Below are 23,626 nucleotides of genomic sequence, written 5' to 3'. Positions count from 1 at the left end.
GTCCGGCTAAAAATTCAACTGGCAAATGGCAGGATAATCAGGCGCTCTGACCGAGTCTGCTTCTGCCCACGCCCGATCCCTGCAATGACCTCAGATCATGACCGGTCGGCGTCTGGTGCAGGCGCAGATAAAACTCCCCTATCACCGCAAACAGATGATCGAAGATGTCGGCCTGGATCCCCTCATATTCGGCCCATGCCGTGGTCGAGGTGAAGCAGTAGATCTCGAGCGGCACCCCATCGGGAGTGGGTGCCAGCTGACGCACCATCAACGTCATGTCCTTGCGGATGGAGGCGTGAGCCTGGAGATAAGCCTGCAAATAGGCGCGGAAGGTGCCCAGATTGGTCAGATGACGGCCATTGATCGGGGTAGCCAGCTCGCCGGCCAGCTGCTGGTTGTAGCGGGACAGCTCCTGCTCCTTGTGGCTGAGATAGGGGGCAAGCAACTTGGCATGACTGAGTTTGAGCAACTCGTCGTGCTCGAGGAAACGCACGCTGGTGATGTCGATATTGACGCAGCGTTTGATGCGACGTCCGCCAGCTTCCGTCATCCCTTGCCAGTTCTTGAAGGAGTCGGAGATGAGCGCATAGGTCGGGATCGTGGTGATGGTTTTGTCCCAGTTGGAGACCTTGACCGTGGTGAGCCCGATGTCGATCACCTCACCATCGGCACCGTATTTGTCCATCTGCAACCAGTCGCCGACATTGAGCATGCTGTTGGCCGACAACTGGATCCCGGCCACCAAGCCGAGGATGGGGTCCTTGAACACCAACATCAGCACGGCGGTCATGGCGCCCAGGCCACTGAACAAGATGACCGGCGATTTCCCCATCAGCAGGGCCAGCATCACTATACCGACCAGGATGCTACCTACCAGCTTGACCCCCTGGAAGATGCCGCGCAGGGGCAGCGTCTTGCCGACAGGGGCGCGGCGGCTGATAAACAGAATGCAGTCGAGCACCGAGAAGCTGCCTAGCAACAGGAATAACAGGATCCAGATCTGGGCGATCGTCTCCATCAGGTGCAGGCTCTCGATATAACCCGCCAGCCAGATCTCGGCCTGGGCCAGCAGCACGGCGCCCTGCAAGGCAAACGCGAAGCGATCGAACATCTTCTGCTGCAACTGGGGCGGCAGCCAGACTTGCAGCCAGCGGCCGAGCTGCTTGGTCAGGACCACCAGCACATAACGGTGCAACACCAGGTGCAACAGCAGAGAGGTCAGCAGAATAAAACCAACCGTCAGCGCCAGTGCCATGGGCCCGGTGGTCGTGATGCCTTGTGAGTTTAACCAGGCAAATAGTGACTCTCTCATGCCTTCATATCCTCTCTATGCTGCGGGGAGGGTTGCTGTGAATCGGTCAGACTACGGATCTGGCGACATATGTCAAATCGGCTGACAAATTAAACAGCAACGCCGGCTCATGGCCGGCGTTGCTGTCGAAAAGAGAGAGTCTCAGCCAACCAGCGCCAGGGCGTCACGGGCAATGACCAGCTCTTCATTGGTAGGCATCACCAGCGCCAGACGGCTGCCTTCGGCCGTGATGGGACCCTCGCCACCGAGCACGGCGGCATTGTTCGCTTCTTTATCTACCTTGAAGCCGAACAGGGCCAGACGGTCCAGCACCATCTCGCGCACCATGGCGGCGTTCTCGCCGATACCACCGGTGAACACCAGGGCATCGAGACGACCGTCCATGGCGGCGGCATAGGCGCCGACATACTTGGCCACCCGGTAGGTGAACACATCCAGCGCCCGCTTGGCGCCGGCGTCGGTGGCATAGTTGCTGGTGACATAGCGGCAGTCGCTGCTCGCTTCGGTCAGGCCCAGCAGACCGGACTCTCTCGTCAAGACGTGGTTGATCTCGTCCACGCTGTAACCGAGCTGATCGTGCATGAAGAAGACCACCGCGGGATCGATGTCACCACTGCGGGTCCCCATCGCCAGTCCTTCCAGCGGCGTCAGCCCCATGGAGGTATCAACCGACTCACCGTTGCGCACCGCACAGACGGAGGCGCCATTGCCGAGGTGGCAGTTGATGATGTTGAGCTCGGCCAGCGGCTTGCCCAGTGCCTTGGCACTCTCTTCGGCAATGAAGCGGTGAGAGGTGCCGTGGGCGCCGTAGCGGCGGATGCCGTGCTCGCGATAGAGGTGATGGGGCAGCGCGTAGAGGTAGGCCTCTTGCGGCAGCGTCTGGTGGAAGGCGGTGTCGAACACGGCCACGTTCTTCTCGGCCAGCGCCGGGAACACCTTCAATGCGGCGCGAATGCCGATCAGGTGGGCCGGGTTGTGCAGGGGCGCGAACGGAATGGCGGCTTCGATACCGGCGATGACGGCATCATCGATGCGCACCGAGCGGGAGAACTGCTCGCCACCGTGCACGATGCGATGGCCGATGGCCACCAACTGCTCGGCCAGAGAGGGATCCTGGGGCAGGATCTGGTCCACTATGTGGTCGAGGGCCGCCTGGTGAGCGGCACCCGCCCCCAGCATGGCTTCACCCTTGACTCCGTGGAGTTTCCATTTGATACGGGCATCATCCAGATTGAAGCATTCGGCCAGGCCGGACAGCATGTCCTCGCCTGTTGTGGCATCCATGACGGCAAATTTCAGGGAAGAGCTACCGCAGTTAAGGATCAGTACCAACTTGCTCATCGTCTACATCTTCCTGTGAGCCGGCGTTACGCCGACAGTGTCGTGTCATCCGCGAGGGATGGGATTTCCCCTGCCGGGGGCTTATGGCCGCAGGAAAGTGCGCCCAATTTTTCAATGCAGTGAGTGCCTGGCGCACTCATCGACTCTTCAAGGGGGACAAGCCACCGTTCTTCGGAACCGGCCTCGTCGTGGGCGGGAGCCTGGCCCCCGCACGGCTGACTAGCACGCTGTCAGCAGATCCTTGTGAACCTTGACCACCAACTTTTTCACCTTGGCGGGGGTGGTCAGGGTACAGAGAGGGCGATGCAGTTCTCCCGGCCAGAAGATGGCAAAGTCGCCGGGCTGCAACGCCAGATAACTGGTCTGTTCGTCATCGACGAACCAGAGATCGGGATGGGGGTGATCGGCGCCGTCATTGACGTAGGCATGAGGCCCGACGCCGATCCACTCCTCACCACGCAGCAGCAGCTGGATATCCAGATACTGTTCATGAAACTCACCTCGGCGCGCGGCGACGGGCTCCGTCAGCTCCTCGCTCACCAGGCAAAACAGCCGCAATCCATCGATTTCGGTCTTGCCAAGGGGCGCATTCAGCCAGTGCGCGACCTCTTTCACCACCTCGGCCATGATGCGGGCCAGCGGGGTGGGCAAGGGGGTGCGTTGTAAGGTTTCCAGACTGCCGGTGATCATGAGATGCGCATCCTTAGGTGTATTCGCCTTCTATCTTTGCCTGCCAATGAAAAAGGACCCGTTAAAGGTCCTTGTCTAGCGCCGTCTGCCATCCATGCAGACCGAGAGGAGTCAGGGTCATCCGGTTGGTGCCGAACCACTGTTGCACAGTCGCCCGTGACTTGCCAAGGGATACCCGCTCACTCACCCGATGATCGTACCAGCTGAAACAATATTATTCACTACTCGATTGCCAGCAACTTTGACCAGGCGCAAAAACGGGAGCCTAAGCTCCCGTTTTTTTAGTGTGCCGCCTGATTCATTGCACCTTGCTGGCATTCTCAACCGGCTTGGCGTACATGGCGCGCCAGATGGCCTTGTGCTCCTCGGGCACCTCGGACTGGCGGGTCAAGAATGCCGCCTGCTCCAGGGTGTTGGCCTTGTTGGGCACATCTGCCGCCAGGTAATTACCGGGGAAGAGGCGATAGTTGCCCCAGATGGCCTTGTCGATCAGCGCCGCCAGCTGATCCGGGTCCTCGAAGCCCTCGGTGATGGGCGCACCAAAGGCGACATGGACCCGCCCCTTCTGGCCGACGATACCGGCCACTATGCTCTCGATATCCTCAAACTCGCCCTTTTCGTAGCTGCCGTTGACGGACTTCTCGTAGAGCTCGCGCGCCTTGGCCTTGTCGGTGGGATCCAGCTCGTAGCTGATGCTGACCGGCACTATGTTGAGGCTGCGCATGTAGTCGGCGAACGGGATCTTCTGCTTCTTGCCATCGACGTAGAACATCTTGAGGATGGCAGGATCCGTCTTGTCATCCCCATTCTTGGCGCGCCCTTCCCGCTGGGCTATCCAGATGGAGTGCCCCTCGTGCACCGACTGACCGATGTAGGCCGACAGCTCGCCCAGCACCTTCATCATCTCTCGCGGCCCCTTGGCGGAGCGCTTGACGATGAAGCTCTTGTTGAGCTTCATCAGCTCGGTGGCGCAGGGTTTGCGCAGCAGGTTGTCACCGATGGCGATGCGCACCGTCTCGAAGCCATGGGTATGCAGCCCCCAGTTGACGAAGGCGGGATCCATGGCGATGTCCCTGTGGTTGGAGACAAACAGATAGCCCTGCCCCTGCTTGAGGTGCTCGATGCCGGAGAAGGTCACCCCCTTGGTGGAGCTGCCTATCATGCGGTTCATGTAGCGAGTCACCCCCATCTGCACCTGGTGCACTGTGGTGACATGGCGCCACTTGCTGCGCAGGAAGTAACGGATCAGCGGGCGCAGCGCCCAGCCGAACCAGTTCATCAGCGCGCCGAAACGGTACTTGGCGATGGCACCGATGAACTCATCGTCCTGGATGAGACGCTCAATGGCCGCGGGAACTTCGTCATCATGATAGGGGCGAATGTCTGCGAATCTGTCTACTTCTGTCACCGGTTCCGCCTTACTTGAGAGGGAGGCTGGCCAAAGAGTCGGCCAAAATTCAGGGCGCAATTTTACACACTTTTACCCCGAGGACTATGCCACAAAGAGTGATATGCGATCTGACCGGCATCAAGACAAGGGCAAGGAGGCTAACAAGAGAGTCAATTGATAACAATTTTCATCGAAATGTCGGTGGGCAGCCAACCCACCGCCGCCAGCGTCAGGAGGATGAGTCCAGCGCCCAGGCCACCGCGGCCTCGGCGTGAAGAGCCGCCGTGTCGTAGAGCGGCACTCTGGTGTGCTCCGGGCCGACCAGCAGGGCTATCTCGGTACAACCCAGGATCACCGCCTCGGCCCCCGCCGCCGCCAGCTCCCCGATGATGGCCAGATAGTCAGCTCTGGATGCCTCTTTTATCTCACCCAGACAGAGCTCCTCATAGATGATGCGGTGCACCCTCGCCTGGGCCGCCGCCGTTGGCACCAGCACCTTGAGTCCAAACTTGTCCCGAAGGCGCCCCTTGTAGAAATCCTGCTCCATGGTGAAGCGGGTGCCAAGCAGTCCCACTGTGCCGATGCCATCTTCAATCAGCCGCAGGGCGGTGGCATCGGCGATATGCAGCAGAGGAATGTCGATGGCGGCGGCTATCTCGTCGGCCACCTTGTGCATGGTATTGGTGGCGATCAGCAGGCAGTCGGCCCCGCCCGCTTGCAGACTCTGGGCCGCCTTGCCGAGCAGCCGGGCGGTGGCGGGCCAGTCTCCGGCGTGCTGCAACCGATCTATCTCGGCAAAGTCGACGCTGCTCAGCAGCACCCGCGCCGAATGCAGGCCCCCGAGCCGCCCCCTGACGCCGCGATTGAGCGCCTGATAATAGCTGAGGCTCGACTCCCAGCTCATGCCCCCTAACACACCTATGCATTTCATTCGCTCGCCTCTCCTCTCGCGCCGCCTCGCCCTCTGGGTTGCGGTGCGTTATACGGACAAAAAAGGCCCCGCAGGGCCAGCAACAAAACAGATTGCTTTCAGAGCCTAGATCCAGATCATCAGCACGCAAGCCGCCGTGGCGATCCCCATGCCGAGGTTAAAGCGACGCCAGCCGCGGGCCGTGTGAATGAAGCGGCGCACCTGAGCACCAAACAGTACCCAAAATGCTCCTGTGTAGAGACCGGTCAGGAAGAAGATGCCCAGTACCCAGAACGCCGAGGGCCAGTAGGCCTCCCCCGCCAGGGTGAAGCCGCTGATGGCGGAGAGCGCCATCATCCAGGCCTTGGGATTGAGCAGTTGCAACAGGGCGCCCTGATGGGCCGGGATCAGCGGCCGGTTCCCCTCGGCGGGGCCATTGGCCGTCGCCACCTTGTAGGCCAGCCACAACAGATAGAGGGAGCCAGCTACCTTGAGCGCCTCGTGAAGCAGCGGCACCCGCTCAAATAACACCCCCAGGCCAAGGGCCGTGGCCAGGATCATCAGATTGATGCCCCCCACCACCCCCACCAGCAGTGGCACGCTGCGGCCAAATCCCTGAGCGGCCCCGGCACTGGTGAGCAGCATGTTATTGGGACCCGGCGTACCACAAGTGATCAATGCAAAACCCGCCAGGGGCAACAACCAGTTCAGATCCATCTCAACCTCTTTTGATACCAACAACCCGATATGGGGCAAGCCTTCTAATATGCAGAGCCTCTGCCCTGACGACAAGGCTGGCAATGCATTTCTTTGCATGCTTGATCAGGCAGCCATCAATACCAGAGCATCACCACGCACAGGGCGGTGAGCGCCCCCAGGCTGCCATTGAGGCGGCGCCAGCCTCGGTCCGAGTTGATCCAGCGACTGAGCTGATGGCCGAACAGCACCCAGGCAAAGCAGACCGGCAGCCCCGCCATGGGGAAGACGGACATGATGCCCCACAGGCTCGGCCAGTAGTCGCTACCCGGCAGGCTGAACAAGCTGATGGCGGAGATGCCCATCATCCAGGCCTTGGGGTTGAGGAACTGGAAGCCCAGCCCTTCCAGCAGGGTCAGCGGGCGGGCGCGCCTGGCCGGATCGCCGGGCGCACCGGCCACGGCGATACGCCAGGCCAGCCACAGCAGATAGAGACTGCCCAGCACCTGCAGGCTCAGCTTGAGCAGGGGCCAGCGCTCGAACAGCGGGTAGAAGCCTAGCGCCAGCACCAGCTGCAATACCGGCTGGCCGACCACCACACCGAACAGGTGCGGCAGGGTGCGGTGTACCCCGAAGTTGGCGCCGGATGCCGTCAACATCAAGTTGTTGGGCCCCGGGGTGCCGCAGGTGAGCAGGGCAAAGCCAAACAGGGTGGCATACCATTCAATGGTCATGAGGTGACTCCTTTCTTGTCACATTGTATCGGTACAATGTGCACTTCTGGGTTGTGAACAGGCTGAATATCACGCTATATTGACGATACAAATGGATCAATGGATTTATTGTCACCATGACAATTTGGACACCCGAGCTCTCGACCTTCGAAGGCCCCCTCTACCTCAAGCTGGTCAAGGCCATAGAACAAGCCATCGGCAACGGTGAGCTGACTCCCCACACCCGGCTGCCCACCCACCGGGCGCTGGCCGACAGGCTGGGGGTCACCGTTGGCACCATCACCCGCGCCTATGGCGAAGCGGAGCGGCGTGGCCTGCTGGCGGCCAAGGTGGGACATGGCACCTGGGTCAAGGGCAACGATGCCGCCAGTGACTGGGTGATCCGCAACGAGGAGGAGGGACGCATCGAGCTGTGGCAGAACCTGCCGGTCCAGCTCGATCGGGCCGCCATCTTCCGTCCCTTGATCGAGTCCCTGGCCGGGGGAGATCTCAATAGCCTGCTCGGCTATGACAAGGAGGCGGGGCGGGGGGATCAGCGCCAGCTGTTCGTCGACTGGCTGGGGGAACAGGGCATAGCGGGCAGCGAGGAGCGGCTGCTGTTCAGTCACGGCGCCCAGCACGGCATCATGCTGGCCCTGCTCGCCACCAGCTGTGTGGGTGAGACCATTTTATGCGAGGGGCTCAGCTACCCGGGTCTGCTCGGTAACGCGCGCCAGCTCAAGAGTCAGGTGGTGGGGCTCGCCATGGACGAAGAGGGACTGCTGCCCGAGGCGCTGGAGGCGGCCTGCCGCCAGCGTCGTGCCAAGCTGCTCTACCTGACCCCTACCCTGCAAAATCCCACCACGGCCATCATGAGCCTGGCCCGGCGCGAGGCCATCATCGCCCTCGCCCGCCGTCACGACCTGCTCATCATCGAGGATGACGTCAACGGCCTGCTGCCCGAGACACCGCTGACGCCCCTGGTCAACCTGGCGCCGGAGCGGGTCATCTACCTCGGCAGCCTGGCCAAGATTGCCTGCGGGGGGTTGCGGGTCGGCTTCCTGCTCGCACCACCCGCCCTGCGTGCCGCCTTCGCCCAGGCGATGCGGCTCTCGAGCTGGATGGTCAGCCCGCTGCTGATCGAACTGGCCTGCAAGCTGGTCAGCGAGCGCCAGGTGATGGCCCTCATCGCCCAGCAGCGCCGGGTACTGACCCGACGCGGCGAGCTGCTTCGCCACCTGCTGCCGGGCGCGCGCTGGCAACCCGGCTCCATGCATGCCTGGCTCCCCCTGCCAGAACCCTGGCGCAGCCAGGAGTTTGCGCAGGCCGCCGACGCCCTCGATGTCGGGGTCGCGAGTGGTGAGCACTTTGCCGCCGGTCAGTTTGCTGCCCCTCAGGGGGTACGCCTGAGCCTGAGTCAGCCAGCGACCGATGCCAAGGTGGCAGAGGGACTGGATCGCCTCGCCGGGCTGCTGCGCGCTGCCCCCCCTGCAAACTCCTTGCTATAGTCAGTGGCCGTTCAACCCGCTGTGCACCCTGCCTTCCCGCAATCGCCCTCCGTGCGAGTCGATGGTGTTCAGCACGATGCGCTCGACGGAGAGCCCATGCATGTGACCCGCATTCCCCTCTTGCTCATCAGCCTGTTGCTGGCCGGTTGCGCGATGCCCGCCCGCCAACAACAGCTGGAGCAGGTCATCGGTGGCCTGGATAACGAGCTGCAACGGCTGGAAGAGCAGCTCGCCGCCATGAACAGCCTCCATTATCAAAAAGCGATAGATGCACCGCTCACTCTGCGCCAGGCGCTGACGACCCAGACAGCGGGCCCCCAGGGCCTGATCCCGGTGCGGCAAACCCTGGTAGATGGCCCACGGCTGAGCTACGACTACCGCCTGCCCCACGGGGTGACGACCCTCCCCCTCGGCAATCCTTGCCTGGATTACGAATTTGAGCTGCGCCATCTGGGCCTGCTCGGCCAGCTCGTGCTGCGCTGGCAGGGAGCCAGCGGCCAGGGAGAGCGGCTCATCAACCAGCGTGACTGCCCCTTCTCGGTCAAGGGGCCCGGCCTGCAATAACGCCGGGGTCAGCGGCGGCATCTAGCCGCTCAGAGGATCAAAAAAGGGTTGGCCACCGGCCAACCCTTTTTCACCACGAGTGGCCCGTCCTAGAGCAGACCACGCAGCAAGATGCCGCCGATCAGCAGCGGCGCGACCAGCCGCCAGCACCAGAGCAACGCGAACCGCGCCAGCGGATGGGCGCCGTCGGGCAGCATCTTGTCCCCCAGTCGCCAGCCGAGCAGCAGGGTCAGCACCAGGCCAAACAGCGGCATCATCAGGTTGGAGGTGAGGTAATCGAGCAGCTCGAACAACGTCTTGCCAAACAGGGTCGCCTCGGACCAGATCCCGAAGGAGAGGCTGACCGGCACCCCGGTCGCCATGATCATCAGGGTCAGCACCAGGCAGGCGCTGCGCCGCGACCAGCCCCACTCCTCGCAGGTGAACCGCACCAGATGCTCCAGCATGGAGATGGAGGAGGAGAGCGCCGCCACCAGCAGCAGCAGGAAGAAGACCAGGGCCAGGCCCTGGCCAAAGGGCAGCTGGTTGAACACCGCAGGCATGGTCATAAAGGTGAGGCCCGGGCCCGCGCTCGGATCGATGCCGGTCGACGCCAGTGCCGGGAATATCATCAGACCGGCCAGCACCGAGATCAGGCTGGCCAGGGTGACCACCCAGACCCCGGAGCGCAGCACACCCTGACTGTTGGGCAAATAGGCACCATAAGTGGTATGCACGCCGAGTCCGATAGAGAGGGAGAAGAACGCCAGCCCCAGGGCGTCGAGCACGCTCTCGCCGCTCAGCTTGCTGAAGTCCGGCAGCAGCAGCTGGCGCACCCCGGCCATGGAGCCGGGCAGAGAGAGGCCGACCACCACCAGCAGCAACATCATGATGAACAGCGCCGGCATCATCCAGCGCAGCGCCCGCTCGACCCCTTTCTGGATACCGCCCTGCACGAACCACCAGGTGAGACCCGCAAACACCAAGTGGGTCAGCGCCGGCCACCAGGGATTGCTGACATAACCGTTGAACAGGGCCGTCAGCGCCTCGCCCTCGCTCAGGTTGAGGCGGCCCATGGCCGCCAGCCCCACATAACCGACCGTCCAGCCCCCCACCACGCTGTAGAAGCTGTAGATACAAAAGCCGCACAAGATGCCCATGTAGCCCATCCAGCGCCAGTTAGGCCCGACCAGCTTCTTGAAGGCGCCGAGCACCCCACGCTGGCTCTGGCTGCCGAGCAGGGTCTCCCCCACCAGCACGGCCACCCCCAGGGTGAAACTGAACAGCAGAAACAGCAGCAGGAAGGCGCCACCGCCATTGGTGGCGGTCACATACGGAAACTTCCAGATAGCGCCGAGACCTATCGCCGTACCGGCGGCGGCCAGCACATGACCGAGACGAGAAGACCACTGCACCTGGCTCATACCAACTCCCTTGAGGACAACATGATTGACTCCATGATGGACAAATAACAAAAAGGGCCGCCCTGAGGCGACCCTTGCAATGAAATCCGGATAACTGATGTCTGCAAGCTCACCCCTTTAGTCGGCGCGACTAAATCGACCAAACCGAACCAGACGAAGTGACATGGGATAGAGACCATCGAGAAAACGAGGCGACAGCCTAAACCATGGCAAGGCAAGTTGACAGATCCAGTCAGTGTTTTTGCACTGAATTAGTTGAAAATTATACTTTCATCCATTTGAGCAGTATTTGATCGAGTCGTGCTACCCAAAACCAGCCGTTCCTCTGGCGAACCCTTAACCAGGCCATTGGCGCCCAGCCGCGTCGACTGGCTCAACCCGGTCTTGACGCGCCACCTCACACCAGACCGCGGATCAGGATGCCGCCGATCAGCAAGGGGGCGAGCCAGCGCCAGCAGCCGAGCAACAAGCGTTGCCAGGAGAGCGTCAGCCCCCGGGGCAGGATTTGCCGCCCCAGTTTCCAGCCAAGCAGCAGGGTCAACCCCAGGCCAAACAGCGGCATCAGCACGTTGGAGGTGACAAAATCGAGCAACTCGAAGATGTTGCGGCCAAAGAGGGTGATCTGGGACCAGGGGCCGAAGGAGAGGCTGACCGGTATGCCACCCACCATCACCAGGGCGACTATCAGGGTGCAGCTGGCGCGGCGGCTCCAGCCCCAGCTCTCGCTGACGAAGCATTGCAGGTGCTCGAGCAGCGAGATGGCCGAAGAGAGCGCCGCCACCACCAGCAAGGCGAAGAAGACGGTCGCCAGCCCCTGGCCGAAGGGCAGCTGCTGGAACACCGCAGGCATGGTCATGAAGGTGAGACCCGGCCCGGCCGCAGGATCGATGCCCGTCGCCGCCAGCACCGGGAAGATCATCAAGCCGGCCAGCACGGCAATCAGGCTCGCCAGCAGCACCACCCAGAGGCTGGAGCGCCCCACCCCTTCACTGTCGGGCAGATAGGCGCCATAGGTGGTGTGAATGCCAAGGCCGATGGAGAGGGAGAAAAAGGCCAGACCCAGGGCGTCGAGCACCCCGTTCATGCCGAGCTTGCTAAAATCCGGCAGCAGGAAGTGACGTACCCCATCCATGGCGCCGGGCAGGGTCAGCCCCACCACGGCGAGCAGCATCATCATCAGCAGCAGGCTCGGCATCATCCAGCGCAAGGTTCGCTCCACCCCTTTTTGCACCCCGCCCTGCACGCAGCACCAGGTGAGCGCGGCAAACAGCAAGTGGGTCAGCAGTGGCCAGACGGGATCCCCCACATAGTCATTGAAGCGGGCGGTCAGCGCGGCGCCATCCCCACTGTTGAGGCTGCCGGCCAGTGCCATGCCGGTGTAACCCAGGGTCCAGCCTCCCACCACGCTGTAGAAACAGAAGATGAGCAGGCTGCAGAGCAGGCCCATGACCCCGAGCCAGCGCCAGCGCTTGCCGAGCAGGCTGGCCAAGGCACCCACCACACCGCGCCGACTCCGGCTGCCGAGCAGGGTCTCCCCCATCAGCACGGCCACCCCCAGGGTGAAGCTGAACAGCAGGAACACCAGCAGGAAGGCGCCACCGCCGTTGGCCGCTGTGACATAGGGGAACTTCCAGATGGCGCCGAGGCCCACCGCCGAACCTGCGGCGGCGAGAATGTAACCCAGCCGGGATGACCATTGGGACTGCTGCATATGAACTCCGGGGTCGAGGCCAGGGCCCACAGGGCCGCTAGCGAAAAGCGGCGGCCAGAGTAAGGGAGGGGCTGCGCAATCACAATCAACAAAAACGGGTATAAATTCGATTTATTGGCACACTTCACCAATAAAATTCAGATTTAATTGCTTTGCTGCTAACAAACAAAAACCGGAGCACATTTGCTCCGGTTTTGACCTGCCATGACAGGGGCTGCAGGCTTAGATCACGCCCAGCTCGCGCAACCGCTCCATCAGATAACTGTGAGCCGTGTGGCGCTCTGAAAGCACCACATCCGGACGCGGATGCAGGAACAGCGGCAGAGAGATCCGTGACCTGTTGGCGCTGCCGCCAGCCGGGTTGATGACGCGATGGGTGGTGGAGGGGTAGTAGCCGGCGGACGCTTCCTGCAGCATGTCACCGATGTTGATGATCAGGGTGCCAAAGTCGCAGGGCACATCCATCCACTCCCCATCGGACCCCATCACCTGCAGACCCGGCTCATTGGACGCGGGCAAGATGGTGAGCAGGTTGATATCTTCATGGGCGGCGGCGCGAATGGCGCCCGGTGCTTCGGTGCCATCGAAGGGTGGATAGTGCAGCACCCGCAGCAGGGTCTTATGGCTCTCTTCTATCATGGAGGAGAGCGGGCAGCTGTAGTTGGCGGCTATCTCACCCGGCGTGTACTGCTCGACCCACCCCAGCAACTCGGCGGCCAGGTTGTTGGCCAGCTGGTAGTACTCCATGGCTTGCGCCTTCAGCTCCTCGGGCATCTGGCCCCAGGGATAGAGATGGAAGTACTCCTTGATGTCCTTCTGGCTCTGGCCTTTGGCCACCTCGGAAACCGACGGCGGGAAGTAGCCATCCTGAGTCTCCCGGTTAAACAGAAAGTCCTGTTTCTGTTCGCTCATGAAGAAGCGATACCAGTTGTCGTAAATACCCTGCACCAGTTCCTTGGGGATAGGGTGATTGGTCAGCACACCGAAGCCGGTGGTACGCAGGGATTCGGTGAAGCGCTGGGCGGCGTCTGGCGCCCGGTAGTCGACGGTCAGGACTTTCATGGTTGCTGTTGCACTGCTGTTAAAAAGTGGCCGCAAGTTTACCCCCATGTGACCGGTAAGAAAAGGTTTGCCGACCACCTCATCGCAGCGTCCGCTCCCACAGGCCGATCCGCCCAGGAAAACCGTCCAGCCCCCTCTTGTCCCCGGACGAGCCGGCTCCTAGAATGCGCCATCTGATGGCATGCCCGCAATGCGGCGCAGCAAGGAGCATTTAGATGATGAAACAGACACTGGCCAAGGGGCTTGTCGTTGGTTGTTGCCTGTTACTGGGCGCCTGCAGCAGCCTCTCCCAGGAGGAGTGCGCCGCCATGAGCTGGTATAACCAGGGCTTTGCCGATGGCGAGCAGGGCAAGGGACCGGATGCGAGCAAGGCTTATGGCGCAAGCTGTGGCGAATATGGCATCAAGGTCGATCAGGGGGAGTGGCAGCGGGGTTATAAGAAGGGACTCGAGCTTTACTGTATCCCCGAGCTGGCCTATCGCAAGGGACGAGATGGGGAGGAGTACCGAGGGGTCTGCCCCAATGACGAGACCTTCCTGCGCCAGTTTGAACGGGGCCACCAGGAGTATCAGCTTGCCGCCCGCCTCAATGAGCTTGCCAATGCCATCTCCCAAAACGAGCAAGACATCTATCAGCTGGAACAACTGATCCGCAAGGAGAACGACAGTGCCCAGCGTGACAGCTACCGTTATCAACGGGAGCGCGCCATACGTCGCGACAGGGCCCTGCGCGACGAATACAGCCGGCTGCGCTATCCGCCAAGGGTGATAGAGTTCAAGCTGTAAGTTCGCAGCACCCATGGCGCCGAGCCCGATGCGCTCTGGCCACAGCCCCATGAGAAGAGGCCGATGCACTGCATCGGCCTCTTGCTATCAAGGGTCAAGCTGGCGCAACTAAAGCACCCAGCGCGCCAGGCCCAGGGCGATGCCATCCTCGTTGTGATCCGCGGTGACCTTGTGAGCCAGCCCCTGGATCTGCGGCGCCGCGTTGCCCATGGCGACCGCCAGCCCTACCTGTTCGAACATGCTGATGTCGTTGTTGTTGTCGCCAAAGGCCACCACCTCGCTCATGGCGATCCCCTCCCCCGCCGCCCACTGGGCCAGCCGGTTGCCCTTGCTGCAACCGGGCTTGACCAGTTCGACCGCATAGGGCGCCGCCCAATCCTGGGTGAAGGGCAACCCTTCGATCACCCGACTGGCAAAATCATGCAGGTGAGCGGGCTCCTGGCTGAACAGCTCCAGCTTCCACACCTCGGGCTGGGCCAGCAATTGGGCACTGCTCTGGGGCAGGAACTGCACTCTATGCTGCTCCTCCACGCTGGCCGACCAGCTGCGCACCCGGGTGACATAAGGCTCGCAACCCAGGTGGCCAATCCCCTGAGAGAGGTGAGCCAGGGCTTCGACCTGCTCCTCTGCCATGGCGGCCAGCAACGTGGCCAGGGGCTCATTGGCAAGGGGATCCCCGCTCAGGATGCGATCCCCGAGCGGATCGTAGAGATAAGCACCGTTGCTGCAGATGATGGGAGTATCCAGCCCCAGCTCATGATGGAAGGGACGCGCCGTCATGAAGTGTCGGCCCGTGACCAGCAGCACCTTGATGCCCTGGGCACGCGCATCGGCCAGCGCCTGCCGGGTCGCGCTCGAAATCTGGTGATCCCGGGTCAACAGCGTGCCATCCATATCGAGCGCTATGGCTCTGTACTGCGTCATATTCCCTCCAAACAGGCGAAACAAGAGGGGATAAATTCCCAGAGTCGCCCCCGGGATGCAAGCCCCATCAGGCCTGAGAGGCCCATTCTGTGATCTGCCTGTCCCTGTTTGCCCGGCGACGCAGAGCATAGAAACCCAGCGCACAGAGCACAGAACAGGCCGCCGCCAGATAGAAGGGCCACTGATTGCCCGCCAGCAGTACCAGGCTGCCCAGCACCACGGCGACAATTTCACTGCTCACCGCCAGACCACGGTAGAGCCCCATGGCCTGGCCCTGCTGTTCGGCCGAGCTGCGATTGGAGATGGCCACCGAGGTCGCCAACTCCCCCAGGCTCATGCCGATACCGGCGGGAATGAAGGTGAGCGCCAAGCCCCACCATTGACTCGGCAGGATGAACATCAACATGCCCACCGCCATCAGCAGATGACCCACTATCCCCAGGGAGCTGCCGCGCCAGTGTCGCGAGAGCCAACCCCCCAGCCAGGAACCCAACATCAGCGGCACGCTCACCAGCACGGCCCCTTGCGCCAGTTGCGCCGGATCCCAGGTCAGCTCTTCCACCAACCAGACATTGAAGTAACTGAAGTAGAGTTGCACTGCGCCATAGCTCATCAGGGTCAAGGCGAAGTAAGGCAACAAGGCAGGTGCGAGCAGCAGGGCGCGATTCGACAGGCGCGGCGCCGTGGCAGCCTCAGGCAGTGGAGGCCGGTTGGGCAATAACCAGAGGGCGAGCAGCAAGTTGGCCGCGGTCATGGCCACCGCCAACCAGGCCGCCACGCTGTAATCCCCGGAGATGACGGCGGCATAACCCCCAATCATGGGACCCAGCACCCAGCCCAGATTCATGCCGATATTGATCATGGAAAAGTTGCGGGCCTTGGTCTTGGTCGTGCTCATGTCCGCCGCCATCGCCTGCACGATGGCGATATCACCATTGAAGAACCCTTCCAGCACCCGGCTGAGCAGCAAGATCGGCAGGGATCGCCAGGCGATCCCCAGTGCCATCAAGGCATAACCCGCCAGGACACCGACCAGACAGACCATCAGAATGGGTTTGCGGCCATAGCGATCCGACAATAGGCCCAGCAAAGGCGCCCCCAGCAACTGGAACAGGGGGTAGAGCCCCATCACGACCCCCAGCCACACCTTGCGGCTCCAGTCCGAGGCGTCAGGGGCCAGCATGCCTTGCGCCGGATCCAGCATCAGGGGCGCCAACACCGGGGAGGGCAAGCTAAAGCCTGCCACCGCCAGGGTCACCGTCATCACCAGCACCCACAGACTCACCTTGTCTCTGCGGCTCTCCATCGCACTCACCATTAAGTAAAGTTATAAGTTTATTTATACTGCTGAGCAGGGCATGTTTTGTAAAGTGAATTATTGATTTAAAAAATCACTCTACCCATAATGACCCTATGAGTACCGGCGCAGATGAGCGACCCAGGCAGCAACGCCTGGAAAAGACCGCCCTCAGAAGCCGTTGCAGATAACAGCGGGTAACCCATGAACGCCAGCACCGACAAGATACTTCACCTGTTAAAAACCCAAGGCCCCCAGAGCGCGGCGGCCCTCGGCGAGCAGCTGCAGATGACCTCCATGGGTGCCCGCCAGCACCTGCATGCCATGGAGAACGACGGCTGGGTGACCTTCAGGGATGAGGCCCGGGGACGGGGACGGCCGAGCCGGCTCTGGCTGTTGACCGAACAGGCCTGGCAGCGCTTCCCGGATGGCCATGGCGAGCTGACCCTGCGCCTGATTGACACGGTGCAACAGCTGTTTGGGGAGAGCGGGCTGGACAAGGTGATTGCCGAGCGTGAGCAGCAGCAACTGGGACGCTATCGGGCGCAGCTGGTCGGGCTCTCCTTGCCAGAGCGGGTGGTCGAGCTCGCGGTCTTGCGTACCCGGGAAGGCTATATGGCCGAGGCGAGCAAAGAGGAGGATGGCAGCTGGCTATTGTGGGAGAGTCACTGCCCTATTTGTGTCGCGGCACGGGGTTGCCTGGGTTTTTGTCGCAGCGAACTCGCCATCTTCGCCGAGTTGCTGGCCCCGGCCCGGGTCGAGCGGGAGCAATATCTGCTCAGCGGCGATCACCGCTGCCTCTATCGCATCAGCCCCCCGGCTCACAATGCGGCCCCTGAGCAGTAAGCCGTTGAGCCGAGTCAGCCAGCCCCGAGGCGACCAAAAACAACAAAGCAGGCGCCGGGAGGCCTGCTTTGTTGTTTGCTACGGACCGGTAAGCCCGCATCTGTCTGTCATGGCCCGATGAGGCGTGACGTCTTGTGGTGCTCGAAGTCCGGTTGAACTCGTCGCCGCAGGGGCTGGATGCTGCCACTGCCTGACCACCGTTTGATGAGTTCATATTACCCGGAGGCCCCGGGTGAGTGGTTGCGAAGAGTTGGTTATTTTCGATTGTTTTTGCAATGACTCACCCTTAATCTAGCCAAAGACAACAAAACATTGCGACAGGGTGACAAAGTATGCTGAAACTGGATCGTATCGACCGTCATATTCTGGAATTGATGCAGGAGAATGGTCGCATCAGCAACCTGGAACTGGCCGAGCTGGTCGGCCTCTCCCCCTCCCCTTGCTCACGACGGGTCAAGGCACTGGAGGATGCGGGCCTGATCGATGCCCATGTCACGCTGCTCAACGCCCGCCAGCTGGGGCTGACTCTCACCGCCTATATCCACATCTCCATGGACAGACATACTCCTGAGCGATTCGAGAACTTCGATACCGCCATCTCGGCGCTGCCGGAAGTGCTCGAATGCGACCTCATCACCGGCAACGATGCGGATTACCAGCTCAAGGTGGTGGTGCGCGACATGGAGCACTATCAGCACTTCCTGCTGGACAAGCTGACCCACATTCCCGGGGTGACCGGGGTACGATCCAGCTTCGTGCTGCGCCGCATCAAGCAGAAGACGGCGCTGCCCCTGAACCACCTGGGCTGAGGCTGACAAGCCGCTGATGACGATGCAACATCATGAAGAAGAGGAGGCCTGGGCCTCCTCTTCGCTATTGATCTCCCATTGACCGGTCAGCTCGATGCCGCAGTGACATCCTCGACTTGCAGCAGCCAGCCTTCGGCGGCCTGGCGGGGCGCGCCACTGAGCACCAATCGCTCATCCGTCTGGGCGGCTTGCCCCTGGGGCAGCTCAACCAGCAGGCTGTCCGAACCGGTATCGAATACCCAGCGCCTCTCCCCAAGGGATTCTATCAAGTAGCCCTCCATCTCGACCTCGGATTGGGCGTGCCACAGCGGCTCCACCGGATCCCGGCTCTCGATGAAATCGGCCTGCACTCCGAAACTGGCTAGCCCCCATAGGATGGAGAGTCCGACCCAATGTTGCATTTCTGGTACTCCTCACGTGGGGCTGATGGAGCCAGTATGCGAAGAGAAAAGTGAGCGCACCATGAACGATGGGACAAACTGTTAACAGGATCGCGAAAAAAACCGACCAAAGCGGTCGGTTACGTCATTTTGTGATGGGGATCTCGCCTCACTTGGTGGCTTCCTCTGCCATGGCCGCCTCCCTTGGCTTATTCATCCACATGGCCAGCCCATGGTGATCGTCACAGATCCCCTCCTCACGCACCGCCTTGACACGGGTACCATCCTTGCAGATGGCGCGCCAGGCGTCGGCATCATCTATCTCCAGAGGGCGGCTATGTTGACCCGTGCCGCCACAGGCCACCAGCAAGAGCCCCAGCAGGGGGGCCAATCTGCTTATCCTTATCATCCCTGAACTCCTCATCGTCTGATCTGACTAGCGTCCCAGCTGGCTCGAAATGCGATCGCACAGTCCCTTGAGCTGGGTCAGTTCAGCATCGTTCAAGTCCACCTGATTGCGCAAGTTGTCGGCCAGGCAGCTGGCGCGCACCTCGCCCTGCAAGGCGCGACCCGCCTCGGTCAGCACCACGCATTTTTGCCGTTCATCCTCGGCCGACACGCTGCGGGTGAGCCAGCCCTTGCTCTCCAACCGCTTGACGATGGGGGTCAGGGTGCCCGCATCCAGCCCGGTATCCTGGCCAATCTGTTTGAGACTGACGCCATCCTCGGCCCAGAGGGAGAGCATCACCAGATACTGGGTGTAGGTGAGATCCAGCCGATCCAGCAGGGGGCGATATGCACGCATCACCGCATTGGAGGCGCTATAGAGTGCAAAACAGACCTGCTTCTTCAATTCGCTCATGACACTACCTCGCTGGCTATGCCGCCAGTATACCCGACATTACTCTCTACCCAAATATTTTGCACACAAAGTAGTTGTCAAAAGCCCGGTGCGGTATTAGCCTGAATTTACTTTGCACACAAATGAAAGCGAGACACCACTATGAAGAGCCTCTATCGCACCCAGGCGCTGGCCCAGGCCGGCCGCAACGGTGAAGTTCACACCCAGGACGGCACACTGCAGCTGGCCCTGGCACTGCCAAGCGCCCTCGGCGGCAACGGCCAGGGCAACAACCCGGAGCAGTTGCTGGCCGCCGGCTATGCCGCCTGCTTCTCCAATGCCCTGCTCCATGTCGCCAAGGCCCTGGGAGCGCCGCTCGACACGGCTCCCGTCGCCACCACGGTCGATCTGCTGGCTCGCGCCGACGGTACCTTCACCTTCGCCATCGAACTGGACGTCACACTCACAGGCAGTCATGCCGAGCAGATAGTGCGTCAGGCGCACCAGACCTGCCCCTTCTCCAATGCTATGCGCGGCAATGTCGCCACTCGCCTGCTGCTCAACGGCCAACTGCTGGAGGAGACCAAATGAACCAGATCAGCCGCCAGATCCAACTGCTGCGCTACCCGTCCGGCCTGCCGAACCTGGCCGATTTCACCCTGACCGAGATCCTGCTGCCTCCTCTGCAAGAGGGCGAAGTCCAGGTCAGCAACCAGTGGCTGTCGGTGGATCCCTATATGCGGGGCCGCATGTCCCTGGCCAAGAGCTATGTGCCGCCCTTCGCCCTTAACAGCGCCCTCGACGGCGGTGCCATCGGCACCGTGCAGGCGTCGCGCCATCCCGATTTCAAGGTGGGTGACCGGGTGAGCAGCATGCTGGGCTGGCGAGACGCCTTCGTCGCCAAGGGGGAGCAACTGACCCGGTTGCCCGCCACGGCGCTGCCATCCCAACTATTCCTCGGCGCCCTCGGCATGCCGGGCATGACCGCCTGGGCGGGCTTGCACAAGGTCGCCCGCCTGCAGGCCGGTGAGACCCTGCTGGTCTCGGCCGCTTCGGGCGCGGTCGGCACCATGGCGGTGCAGCTTGCCAAGCGGGCCGGAGCCCGGGTGATCGGCTCCACCGGCTCCGCCGACAAGGTCGCCTACCTCAAGACGCTCGGTGCAGATGCGGTGATCAACTATCGGGAGACGCCGGATCTCGACGCCGAGCTGGCCCGCCTCGCTCCGGATGGCATTCAGGTCTATTTCGAGAACGTGGGGGGCGCCATGCTGGACGCGGCCCTCAACAACATGGCACTGCACGGACGCATCGTGCTGTGCGGCCTCATCGAGCAGTACAACAGCAACGGCCAAGGGAGCGGCCCGCGCAACCTGGCCCAGATGATCCGCAAGCGCATCCTGATGCAGGGGCTGCTGGTCTCCGATCACTGGCAACACTACGGGGACTTCCTGGCCGAGGCGATCCCCGCCTTCGAGGCTGGCGCCCTGCAGGCCGAGGAGACCATCAGCGAGGGGCTGGCCAGCATGCCGCAAGCCTTTATCGGGCTGTTCGAGGGCCGCAACACCGGCAAGATGCTGGTCAAGCTGGGCTAACAGCCAGCCGCACGTCGAGGGGCACAGCGCCGGCAAGATGCAGATCAAGCTGGACTGACGGCCTGCCAGCCACAGTGGGGCCCCTGGCCGTGTATTTACCATCTGCCAAGCAGATGTGATATCGCGATAGCCATCTGATTGGCAGATAGAGAAACGGCAAGCTACCGTGTCCCCGGGATCATCCAGCGGCAACTTGCGAAACGGGCCCATCCGTCCTAAGGTGGGCCCGTTTTTTATAGCGTCATCCCGTTTCGGCAAGGAGCTCTTCTTATGTCCACTCCCTATCCTCGCGTCGGGGTCGGTGTCATCCTCGTCAACCATCAGGGCCAGGTGCTGCTTGGCAAGCGCAAGGGCAGCCACGCCCCCTACTGGTCCATCGCCGGCGGCCATCTGGAACTTGGCGAGAGCTTCGAGTCGGCGGCCATCCGGGAGGTGGCCGAGGAGACAGGTTTTCTCATCACGCACCCCAGCGTCATCGCCGTCACCAACAACCTGGAGACCTGGCGCGAGAGCGGACTGCACTACATCTCTGTCACCCTGCTGGCCGAGGTGGAGGGGGAGGCGCAACTGCTGGAGCCGGACAAGTGCGAGGGCTGGGTCTGGTGCGATCCCCGCGCGCTACCCGAGCCCCACTTCGATGCCAGTCGCCAGTCCATCGCCTGCTGGCTGGCCGGGCGCTGCTATCTGCCGCAACCGGGCCAGCCGACCTAATCCCCATCGCCTGCTGGCTGGCGGGACGCTGCTATCTGCCACAGCCGGGCCAGCCGACAGAGTGACCATCACCTGCTGGCTGGCGGGGCGCTGCTATCTGCCGCAACCGGGCCAGCCGACCTAATCCCCATCGCCTGCTGGCTGGCCGGGCGCTGCTATCTGCCGCAACCGGGCCAGCCGACAGAGTGACCATCGCCTGCTGGCTGGCGGGGCACCGCTATCTGCCGCAACCAGGCCAGCCGACAGAGTGACCATCGCCTGCTGGCTGGCCGGACGCTGCTATCTGCCGCAACCGGGCCAGCCGACAGAGTGACCATCGCCTGCTGGCTGGCTGGTGCCTGCTACCTGCCGGCAAGCGCCTGAATCTGCAGGGCTAGGGCCCGCGCCCTTGTTATCTGCGATTCATGAAACTCTTGTATCATGCAGGTTTTATCAGGATGCGAGTTCAGGGATGACAGGGGTTTTTCTGCAGTTTCTTTGGCTGGGTTGCACCAGCTTCGGCGGCCCGGCTGCTCACATTGGCTACTTCCAGCGCACCTTCGTCGAGCGGCTCGGTTGGCTCAGTCAGGCCGAGTTCGCCCAACAGCTGGCGCTGTGCCAACTGCTGCCGGGACCGGCCTCCAGCCAACTCGGCTTTGCCATCGGCCGCCACAGAGCCGGTCTGGGGGGCGCACTGGCGGCCTTTGTAGGCTTCACCTTGCCCTCCTTCCTGTTGCTGATCCTCGCCGCCCTGGGCCTGGGTCAGCTTGCGAAAAATCTCTGGCTGGACGCCGCCCTCCATGGCCTCAAGCTGCTGGCGCTGGTGGTGGTCGCCGATGCCGTGCTCAGCATGGCGCGTCAGTTCTGCAAAAGCGCCCTGACTCAAGGGATCATGGTGGCAACGGCGGCCGCGCTCTGGTGGCAGCCGGGTCTCCTCACCCAGTTGTTGATGATGCTGGCCGGGGCCCTGCTCTGTGCCCGTCTGGCCAAGGTCGCCGCCCCCCAGTCCACCCCCTGGCAGGGACCTCATTGGCCCAGCCTGATCCTGTTCACGCTGCTCTTCCTCGGATTGCCCTTGTTGGCCAGTTCAGAGCCGGGCCGCCTGGTTGCCGACTTCTTCCGGGCGGGCAGCCTGGTGTTCGGTGGTGGCCATGTGGTGCTACCTCTGCTCGAGCAGAGCGCGGGCCAGGCCTTGAGCCCCAGCCAGTTCCTGACCGGTTACAGCCTGGCGCAATTGGTGCCAGGCCCCATGTTTACCCTGGCCAGCTATCTGGGGGCCTTGATGCTGCCACAGCAGGCGCTGCTCGGCGCGCTGCTCGCGACCCTGGCGCTCTTCCTGCCGGGCTTCCTGCTGCTCTGGGCCCTGAGTCCCTGCTGGCAGGCACTGCTGGCCAGGCCCCGGCTGGCGGGGGGCGTCGCGGGTATCAACGCCGCCGTGGTGGGGCTGCTGCTGGCGGCCCTCTATCAACCCATCTGGCAGAGCGCGGTACTGGCCCCGAGAGATCTCGCACTGGCCGCAGTCGGCCTCTTCCTGCTGCGGGTGATGAAGCTGCCCATACTGGCTCTGGCCGCCCTGCTGCTCGGCTGCAGCCTGCTATTGGCCTGACTTACTTGCCTGCCCCTGCTGCCCGGTTACAACAGCCTGCTGGCCTGAGTCCGTCTCGCCACAGCGGCGCCTGCCCGACGCTGGGACTGGCTTTTCCATCGCCCATAAAAAACGGCGACGCTGCCGGGCAGCGTCGCCGTTTTCATCTCTCGTCTGTACGCCCTGCTAAGGTTCGTCGGCCTGAAAATCCAGGCTCAAACTATTGACGCAGTAGCGTTGCCCCGTCTCGGTTGGCCCATCCGGGAAGACGTGCCCCAGGTGAGACCCGCAACCGGCGCAGCTGATCTCGACTCGCTTCATGCCGTGGCTGCCATCGTTGCGGTAATCCACCCTGCCGTCGAGGGCTCTGTCGAACGAGGGCCAGCCACAACCGGCATCAAACTTGGCACTCGAGGGGAAGATCACCTGTTTGCAGCAGGTGCAGAGGTATTCACCACTCTTGCGGTTGTGCAGCAGGGCGCCGCTGTAAGGCTGTTCAGTGCCCCGCTCCCAGCAGACATGGAACTGCTCGGGGCTTAAGGTGTGGCGCCAGTTTTCAGGGTTATTTGCACTCAAA

At 62.2% G+C, this 23,626-nt stretch carries 25 protein-coding genes; 9 read left to right on the top strand and 16 right to left on the bottom strand.

What is annotated here, in order from left to right; translation table 11 throughout:
- Nucleotides 1–37 precede the first annotated feature (37 nt).
- The 7 genes from KYK33_RS03875 to KYK33_RS03845 form a co-directional block, all read right to left on the bottom strand.
- The gene (locus KYK33_RS03875) at nucleotides 38–1,312 is read right to left on the bottom strand and encodes a mechanosensitive ion channel family protein (protein ID WP_224432073.1); all 1,275 of its coding nucleotides are present in this window, start codon (nucleotides 1,310–1,312) and stop codon (nucleotides 38–40) included.
- A gap of 141 nt (nucleotides 1,313–1,453) precedes the next feature.
- The gene (locus KYK33_RS03870) at nucleotides 1,454–2,653 is read right to left on the bottom strand and encodes an acetate kinase (RefSeq protein WP_224432072.1); all 1,200 of its coding nucleotides are present in this window, start codon (nucleotides 2,651–2,653) and stop codon (nucleotides 1,454–1,456) included.
- Between the two features lie 219 nt (nucleotides 2,654–2,872).
- Nucleotides 2,873–3,343, bottom strand: a complete 471-nt coding sequence (locus KYK33_RS03865) for a YhcH/YjgK/YiaL family protein (RefSeq protein ID WP_042041140.1) — start codon at nucleotides 3,341–3,343, stop codon at nucleotides 2,873–2,875.
- Nucleotides 3,344–3,641: 298 nt separating this feature from the next.
- Nucleotides 3,642–4,751, bottom strand: a complete 1,110-nt coding sequence (locus KYK33_RS03860) for a 1-acyl-sn-glycerol-3-phosphate acyltransferase (protein WP_042041141.1) — start codon at nucleotides 4,749–4,751, stop codon at nucleotides 3,642–3,644.
- 211 nt (nucleotides 4,752–4,962) lie between these two features.
- Nucleotides 4,963–5,664, bottom strand: a complete 702-nt coding sequence (locus KYK33_RS03855; RefSeq protein ID WP_224432071.1) for an aspartate/glutamate racemase family protein — start codon at nucleotides 5,662–5,664, stop codon at nucleotides 4,963–4,965.
- A gap of 105 nt (nucleotides 5,665–5,769) precedes the next feature.
- A complete protein-coding gene (locus KYK33_RS03850) occupies nucleotides 5,770–6,360 on the bottom strand; it encodes a LysE family translocator (RefSeq protein WP_042041144.1) in 591 nt (196 codons plus the stop codon).
- Between the two features lie 116 nt (nucleotides 6,361–6,476).
- A complete protein-coding gene (locus KYK33_RS03845; RefSeq protein ID WP_224432070.1) occupies nucleotides 6,477–7,073 on the bottom strand; it encodes a LysE family translocator in 597 nt (198 codons plus the stop codon).
- 116 nt (nucleotides 7,074–7,189) lie between these two features.
- Here KYK33_RS03845 and KYK33_RS03840 point away from each other — a divergent pair, with 116 nt between their 5' ends.
- Complete coding sequence (locus KYK33_RS03840) at nucleotides 7,190–8,560, top strand: aminotransferase-like domain-containing protein (RefSeq protein WP_224432069.1); 1,371 nt, start codon at nucleotides 7,190–7,192, stop codon at nucleotides 8,558–8,560.
- Nucleotides 8,561–8,656: 96 nt separating this feature from the next.
- The gene (locus KYK33_RS03835) at nucleotides 8,657–9,124 is read left to right on the top strand and encodes a hypothetical protein (protein WP_224432068.1); all 468 of its coding nucleotides are present in this window, start codon (nucleotides 8,657–8,659) and stop codon (nucleotides 9,122–9,124) included.
- An 89-nt stretch (nucleotides 9,125–9,213) separates the two neighbouring features.
- Here the strand turns inward: KYK33_RS03835 and KYK33_RS03830 are convergent, their stop codons facing one another.
- The 3 genes from KYK33_RS03830 to KYK33_RS03820 all read right to left on the bottom strand — a co-directional run bounded on the left by KYK33_RS03830 (nucleotide 9,214) and on the right by KYK33_RS03820 (nucleotide 13,300).
- Nucleotides 9,214–10,527, bottom strand: a complete 1,314-nt coding sequence (locus tag KYK33_RS03830; RefSeq protein WP_042041149.1) for a sodium-dependent transporter — start codon at nucleotides 10,525–10,527, stop codon at nucleotides 9,214–9,216.
- A 397-nt stretch (nucleotides 10,528–10,924) separates the two neighbouring features.
- On the bottom strand, nucleotides 10,925–12,238 hold the full coding sequence (locus KYK33_RS03825) for a sodium-dependent transporter (protein ID WP_224432067.1): 1,314 nt from the start codon (nucleotides 12,236–12,238) through the stop codon (nucleotides 10,925–10,927).
- A 222-nt stretch (nucleotides 12,239–12,460) separates the two neighbouring features.
- Nucleotides 12,461–13,300 (bottom strand): isopenicillin N synthase family dioxygenase, encoded by an 840-nt coding sequence (locus KYK33_RS03820; protein WP_042041151.1) that lies wholly within the window; start codon nucleotides 13,298–13,300, stop codon nucleotides 12,461–12,463.
- Between the two features lie 215 nt (nucleotides 13,301–13,515).
- Here KYK33_RS03820 and KYK33_RS03815 point away from each other — a divergent pair, with 215 nt between their 5' ends.
- On the top strand, nucleotides 13,516–14,085 hold the full coding sequence (locus tag KYK33_RS03815) for a DUF2799 domain-containing protein (protein WP_042041152.1): 570 nt from the start codon (nucleotides 13,516–13,518) through the stop codon (nucleotides 14,083–14,085).
- Nucleotides 14,086–14,193: 108 nt separating this feature from the next.
- Here KYK33_RS03815 and KYK33_RS03810 read toward each other — a convergent pair whose 3' ends face one another.
- Together KYK33_RS03810 and KYK33_RS03805 are read right to left on the bottom strand one after the other, a co-directional pair.
- A complete protein-coding gene (locus tag KYK33_RS03810; RefSeq protein ID WP_224432066.1) occupies nucleotides 14,194–15,009 on the bottom strand; it encodes a Cof-type HAD-IIB family hydrolase in 816 nt (271 codons plus the stop codon).
- 67 nt (nucleotides 15,010–15,076) lie between these two features.
- On the bottom strand, nucleotides 15,077–16,315 hold the full coding sequence (locus tag KYK33_RS03805) for an MFS transporter (protein WP_224432065.1): 1,239 nt from the start codon (nucleotides 16,313–16,315) through the stop codon (nucleotides 15,077–15,079).
- A gap of 195 nt (nucleotides 16,316–16,510) precedes the next feature.
- On the opposite strand from KYK33_RS03805, the gene KYK33_RS03800 reads away from it, so the two are divergent.
- Nucleotides 16,511–17,152 carry a helix-turn-helix transcriptional regulator gene (locus KYK33_RS03800; protein ID WP_224432064.1) on the top strand — a complete coding sequence of 214 codons (642 nt, stop codon included), beginning with the start codon at nucleotides 16,511–16,513 and terminating at the stop codon, nucleotides 17,150–17,152.
- Nucleotides 17,153–17,484: 332 nt separating this feature from the next.
- A complete protein-coding gene (locus KYK33_RS03795; protein ID WP_005904753.1) occupies nucleotides 17,485–17,961 on the top strand; it encodes an Lrp/AsnC family transcriptional regulator in 477 nt (158 codons plus the stop codon).
- An 86-nt stretch (nucleotides 17,962–18,047) separates the two neighbouring features.
- Here KYK33_RS03795 and KYK33_RS03790 read toward each other — a convergent pair whose 3' ends face one another.
- From KYK33_RS03790 to KYK33_RS03780, 3 genes are all read right to left on the bottom strand, one after another.
- Nucleotides 18,048–18,362 (bottom strand): hypothetical protein, encoded by a 315-nt coding sequence (locus KYK33_RS03790; protein ID WP_042041156.1) that lies wholly within the window; start codon nucleotides 18,360–18,362, stop codon nucleotides 18,048–18,050.
- A gap of 148 nt (nucleotides 18,363–18,510) precedes the next feature.
- Nucleotides 18,511–18,741, bottom strand: a complete 231-nt coding sequence (locus KYK33_RS03785; RefSeq protein ID WP_396021389.1) for a hypothetical protein — start codon at nucleotides 18,739–18,741, stop codon at nucleotides 18,511–18,513.
- Between the two features lie 36 nt (nucleotides 18,742–18,777).
- Nucleotides 18,778–19,203, bottom strand: a complete 426-nt coding sequence (locus tag KYK33_RS03780; protein WP_042041158.1) for a MarR family winged helix-turn-helix transcriptional regulator — start codon at nucleotides 19,201–19,203, stop codon at nucleotides 18,778–18,780.
- A 141-nt stretch (nucleotides 19,204–19,344) separates the two neighbouring features.
- Between KYK33_RS03780 and KYK33_RS03775 the strand changes: the two genes are divergently transcribed.
- The 4 genes from KYK33_RS03775 (at nucleotide 19,345) to chrA (ending at nucleotide 23,070) form a co-directional block, all read left to right on the top strand.
- On the top strand, nucleotides 19,345–19,773 hold the full coding sequence (locus KYK33_RS03775; protein WP_042041159.1) for an organic hydroperoxide resistance protein: 429 nt from the start codon (nucleotides 19,345–19,347) through the stop codon (nucleotides 19,771–19,773).
- Nucleotides 19,770–20,774 carry an NADP-dependent oxidoreductase gene (locus KYK33_RS03770; protein WP_042041161.1) on the top strand — a complete coding sequence of 335 codons (1,005 nt, stop codon included), beginning with the start codon at nucleotides 19,770–19,772 and terminating at the stop codon, nucleotides 20,772–20,774. The genes KYK33_RS03775 and KYK33_RS03770 overlap by 4 nt, the downstream gene beginning before the upstream one ends.
- 270 nt (nucleotides 20,775–21,044) lie before the next feature.
- Nucleotides 21,045–21,485, top strand: a complete 441-nt coding sequence (locus KYK33_RS03765; protein ID WP_224432062.1) for a nucleotide triphosphate diphosphatase NUDT15 — start codon at nucleotides 21,045–21,047, stop codon at nucleotides 21,483–21,485.
- Between the two features lie 451 nt (nucleotides 21,486–21,936).
- Nucleotides 21,937–23,070, top strand: a complete 1,134-nt coding sequence (gene chrA, locus KYK33_RS03760) for a chromate efflux transporter (RefSeq protein WP_224432061.1) — start codon at nucleotides 21,937–21,939, stop codon at nucleotides 23,068–23,070.
- A gap of 165 nt (nucleotides 23,071–23,235) precedes the next feature.
- On the opposite strand, the gene msrB is transcribed toward chrA, so the two are convergent.
- Nucleotides 23,236–23,625, bottom strand: coding sequence for a peptide-methionine (R)-S-oxide reductase MsrB (msrB, locus tag KYK33_RS03755; RefSeq protein ID WP_224432060.1), 390 nt, complete (start codon nucleotides 23,623–23,625; stop codon nucleotides 23,236–23,238).
- Between the last annotated feature and the right edge of the window lies 1 nt (nucleotide 23,626).

This window comes from Aeromonas rivuli (assembly GCF_020149575.1).
GTDB lineage: Bacteria > Pseudomonadota > Gammaproteobacteria > Enterobacterales > Aeromonadaceae > Aeromonas > Aeromonas rivuli.
The sequence above is the reverse complement of the archived record's forward strand: the minus strand, read 5'-3'. Positions and strand labels throughout refer to the sequence as shown.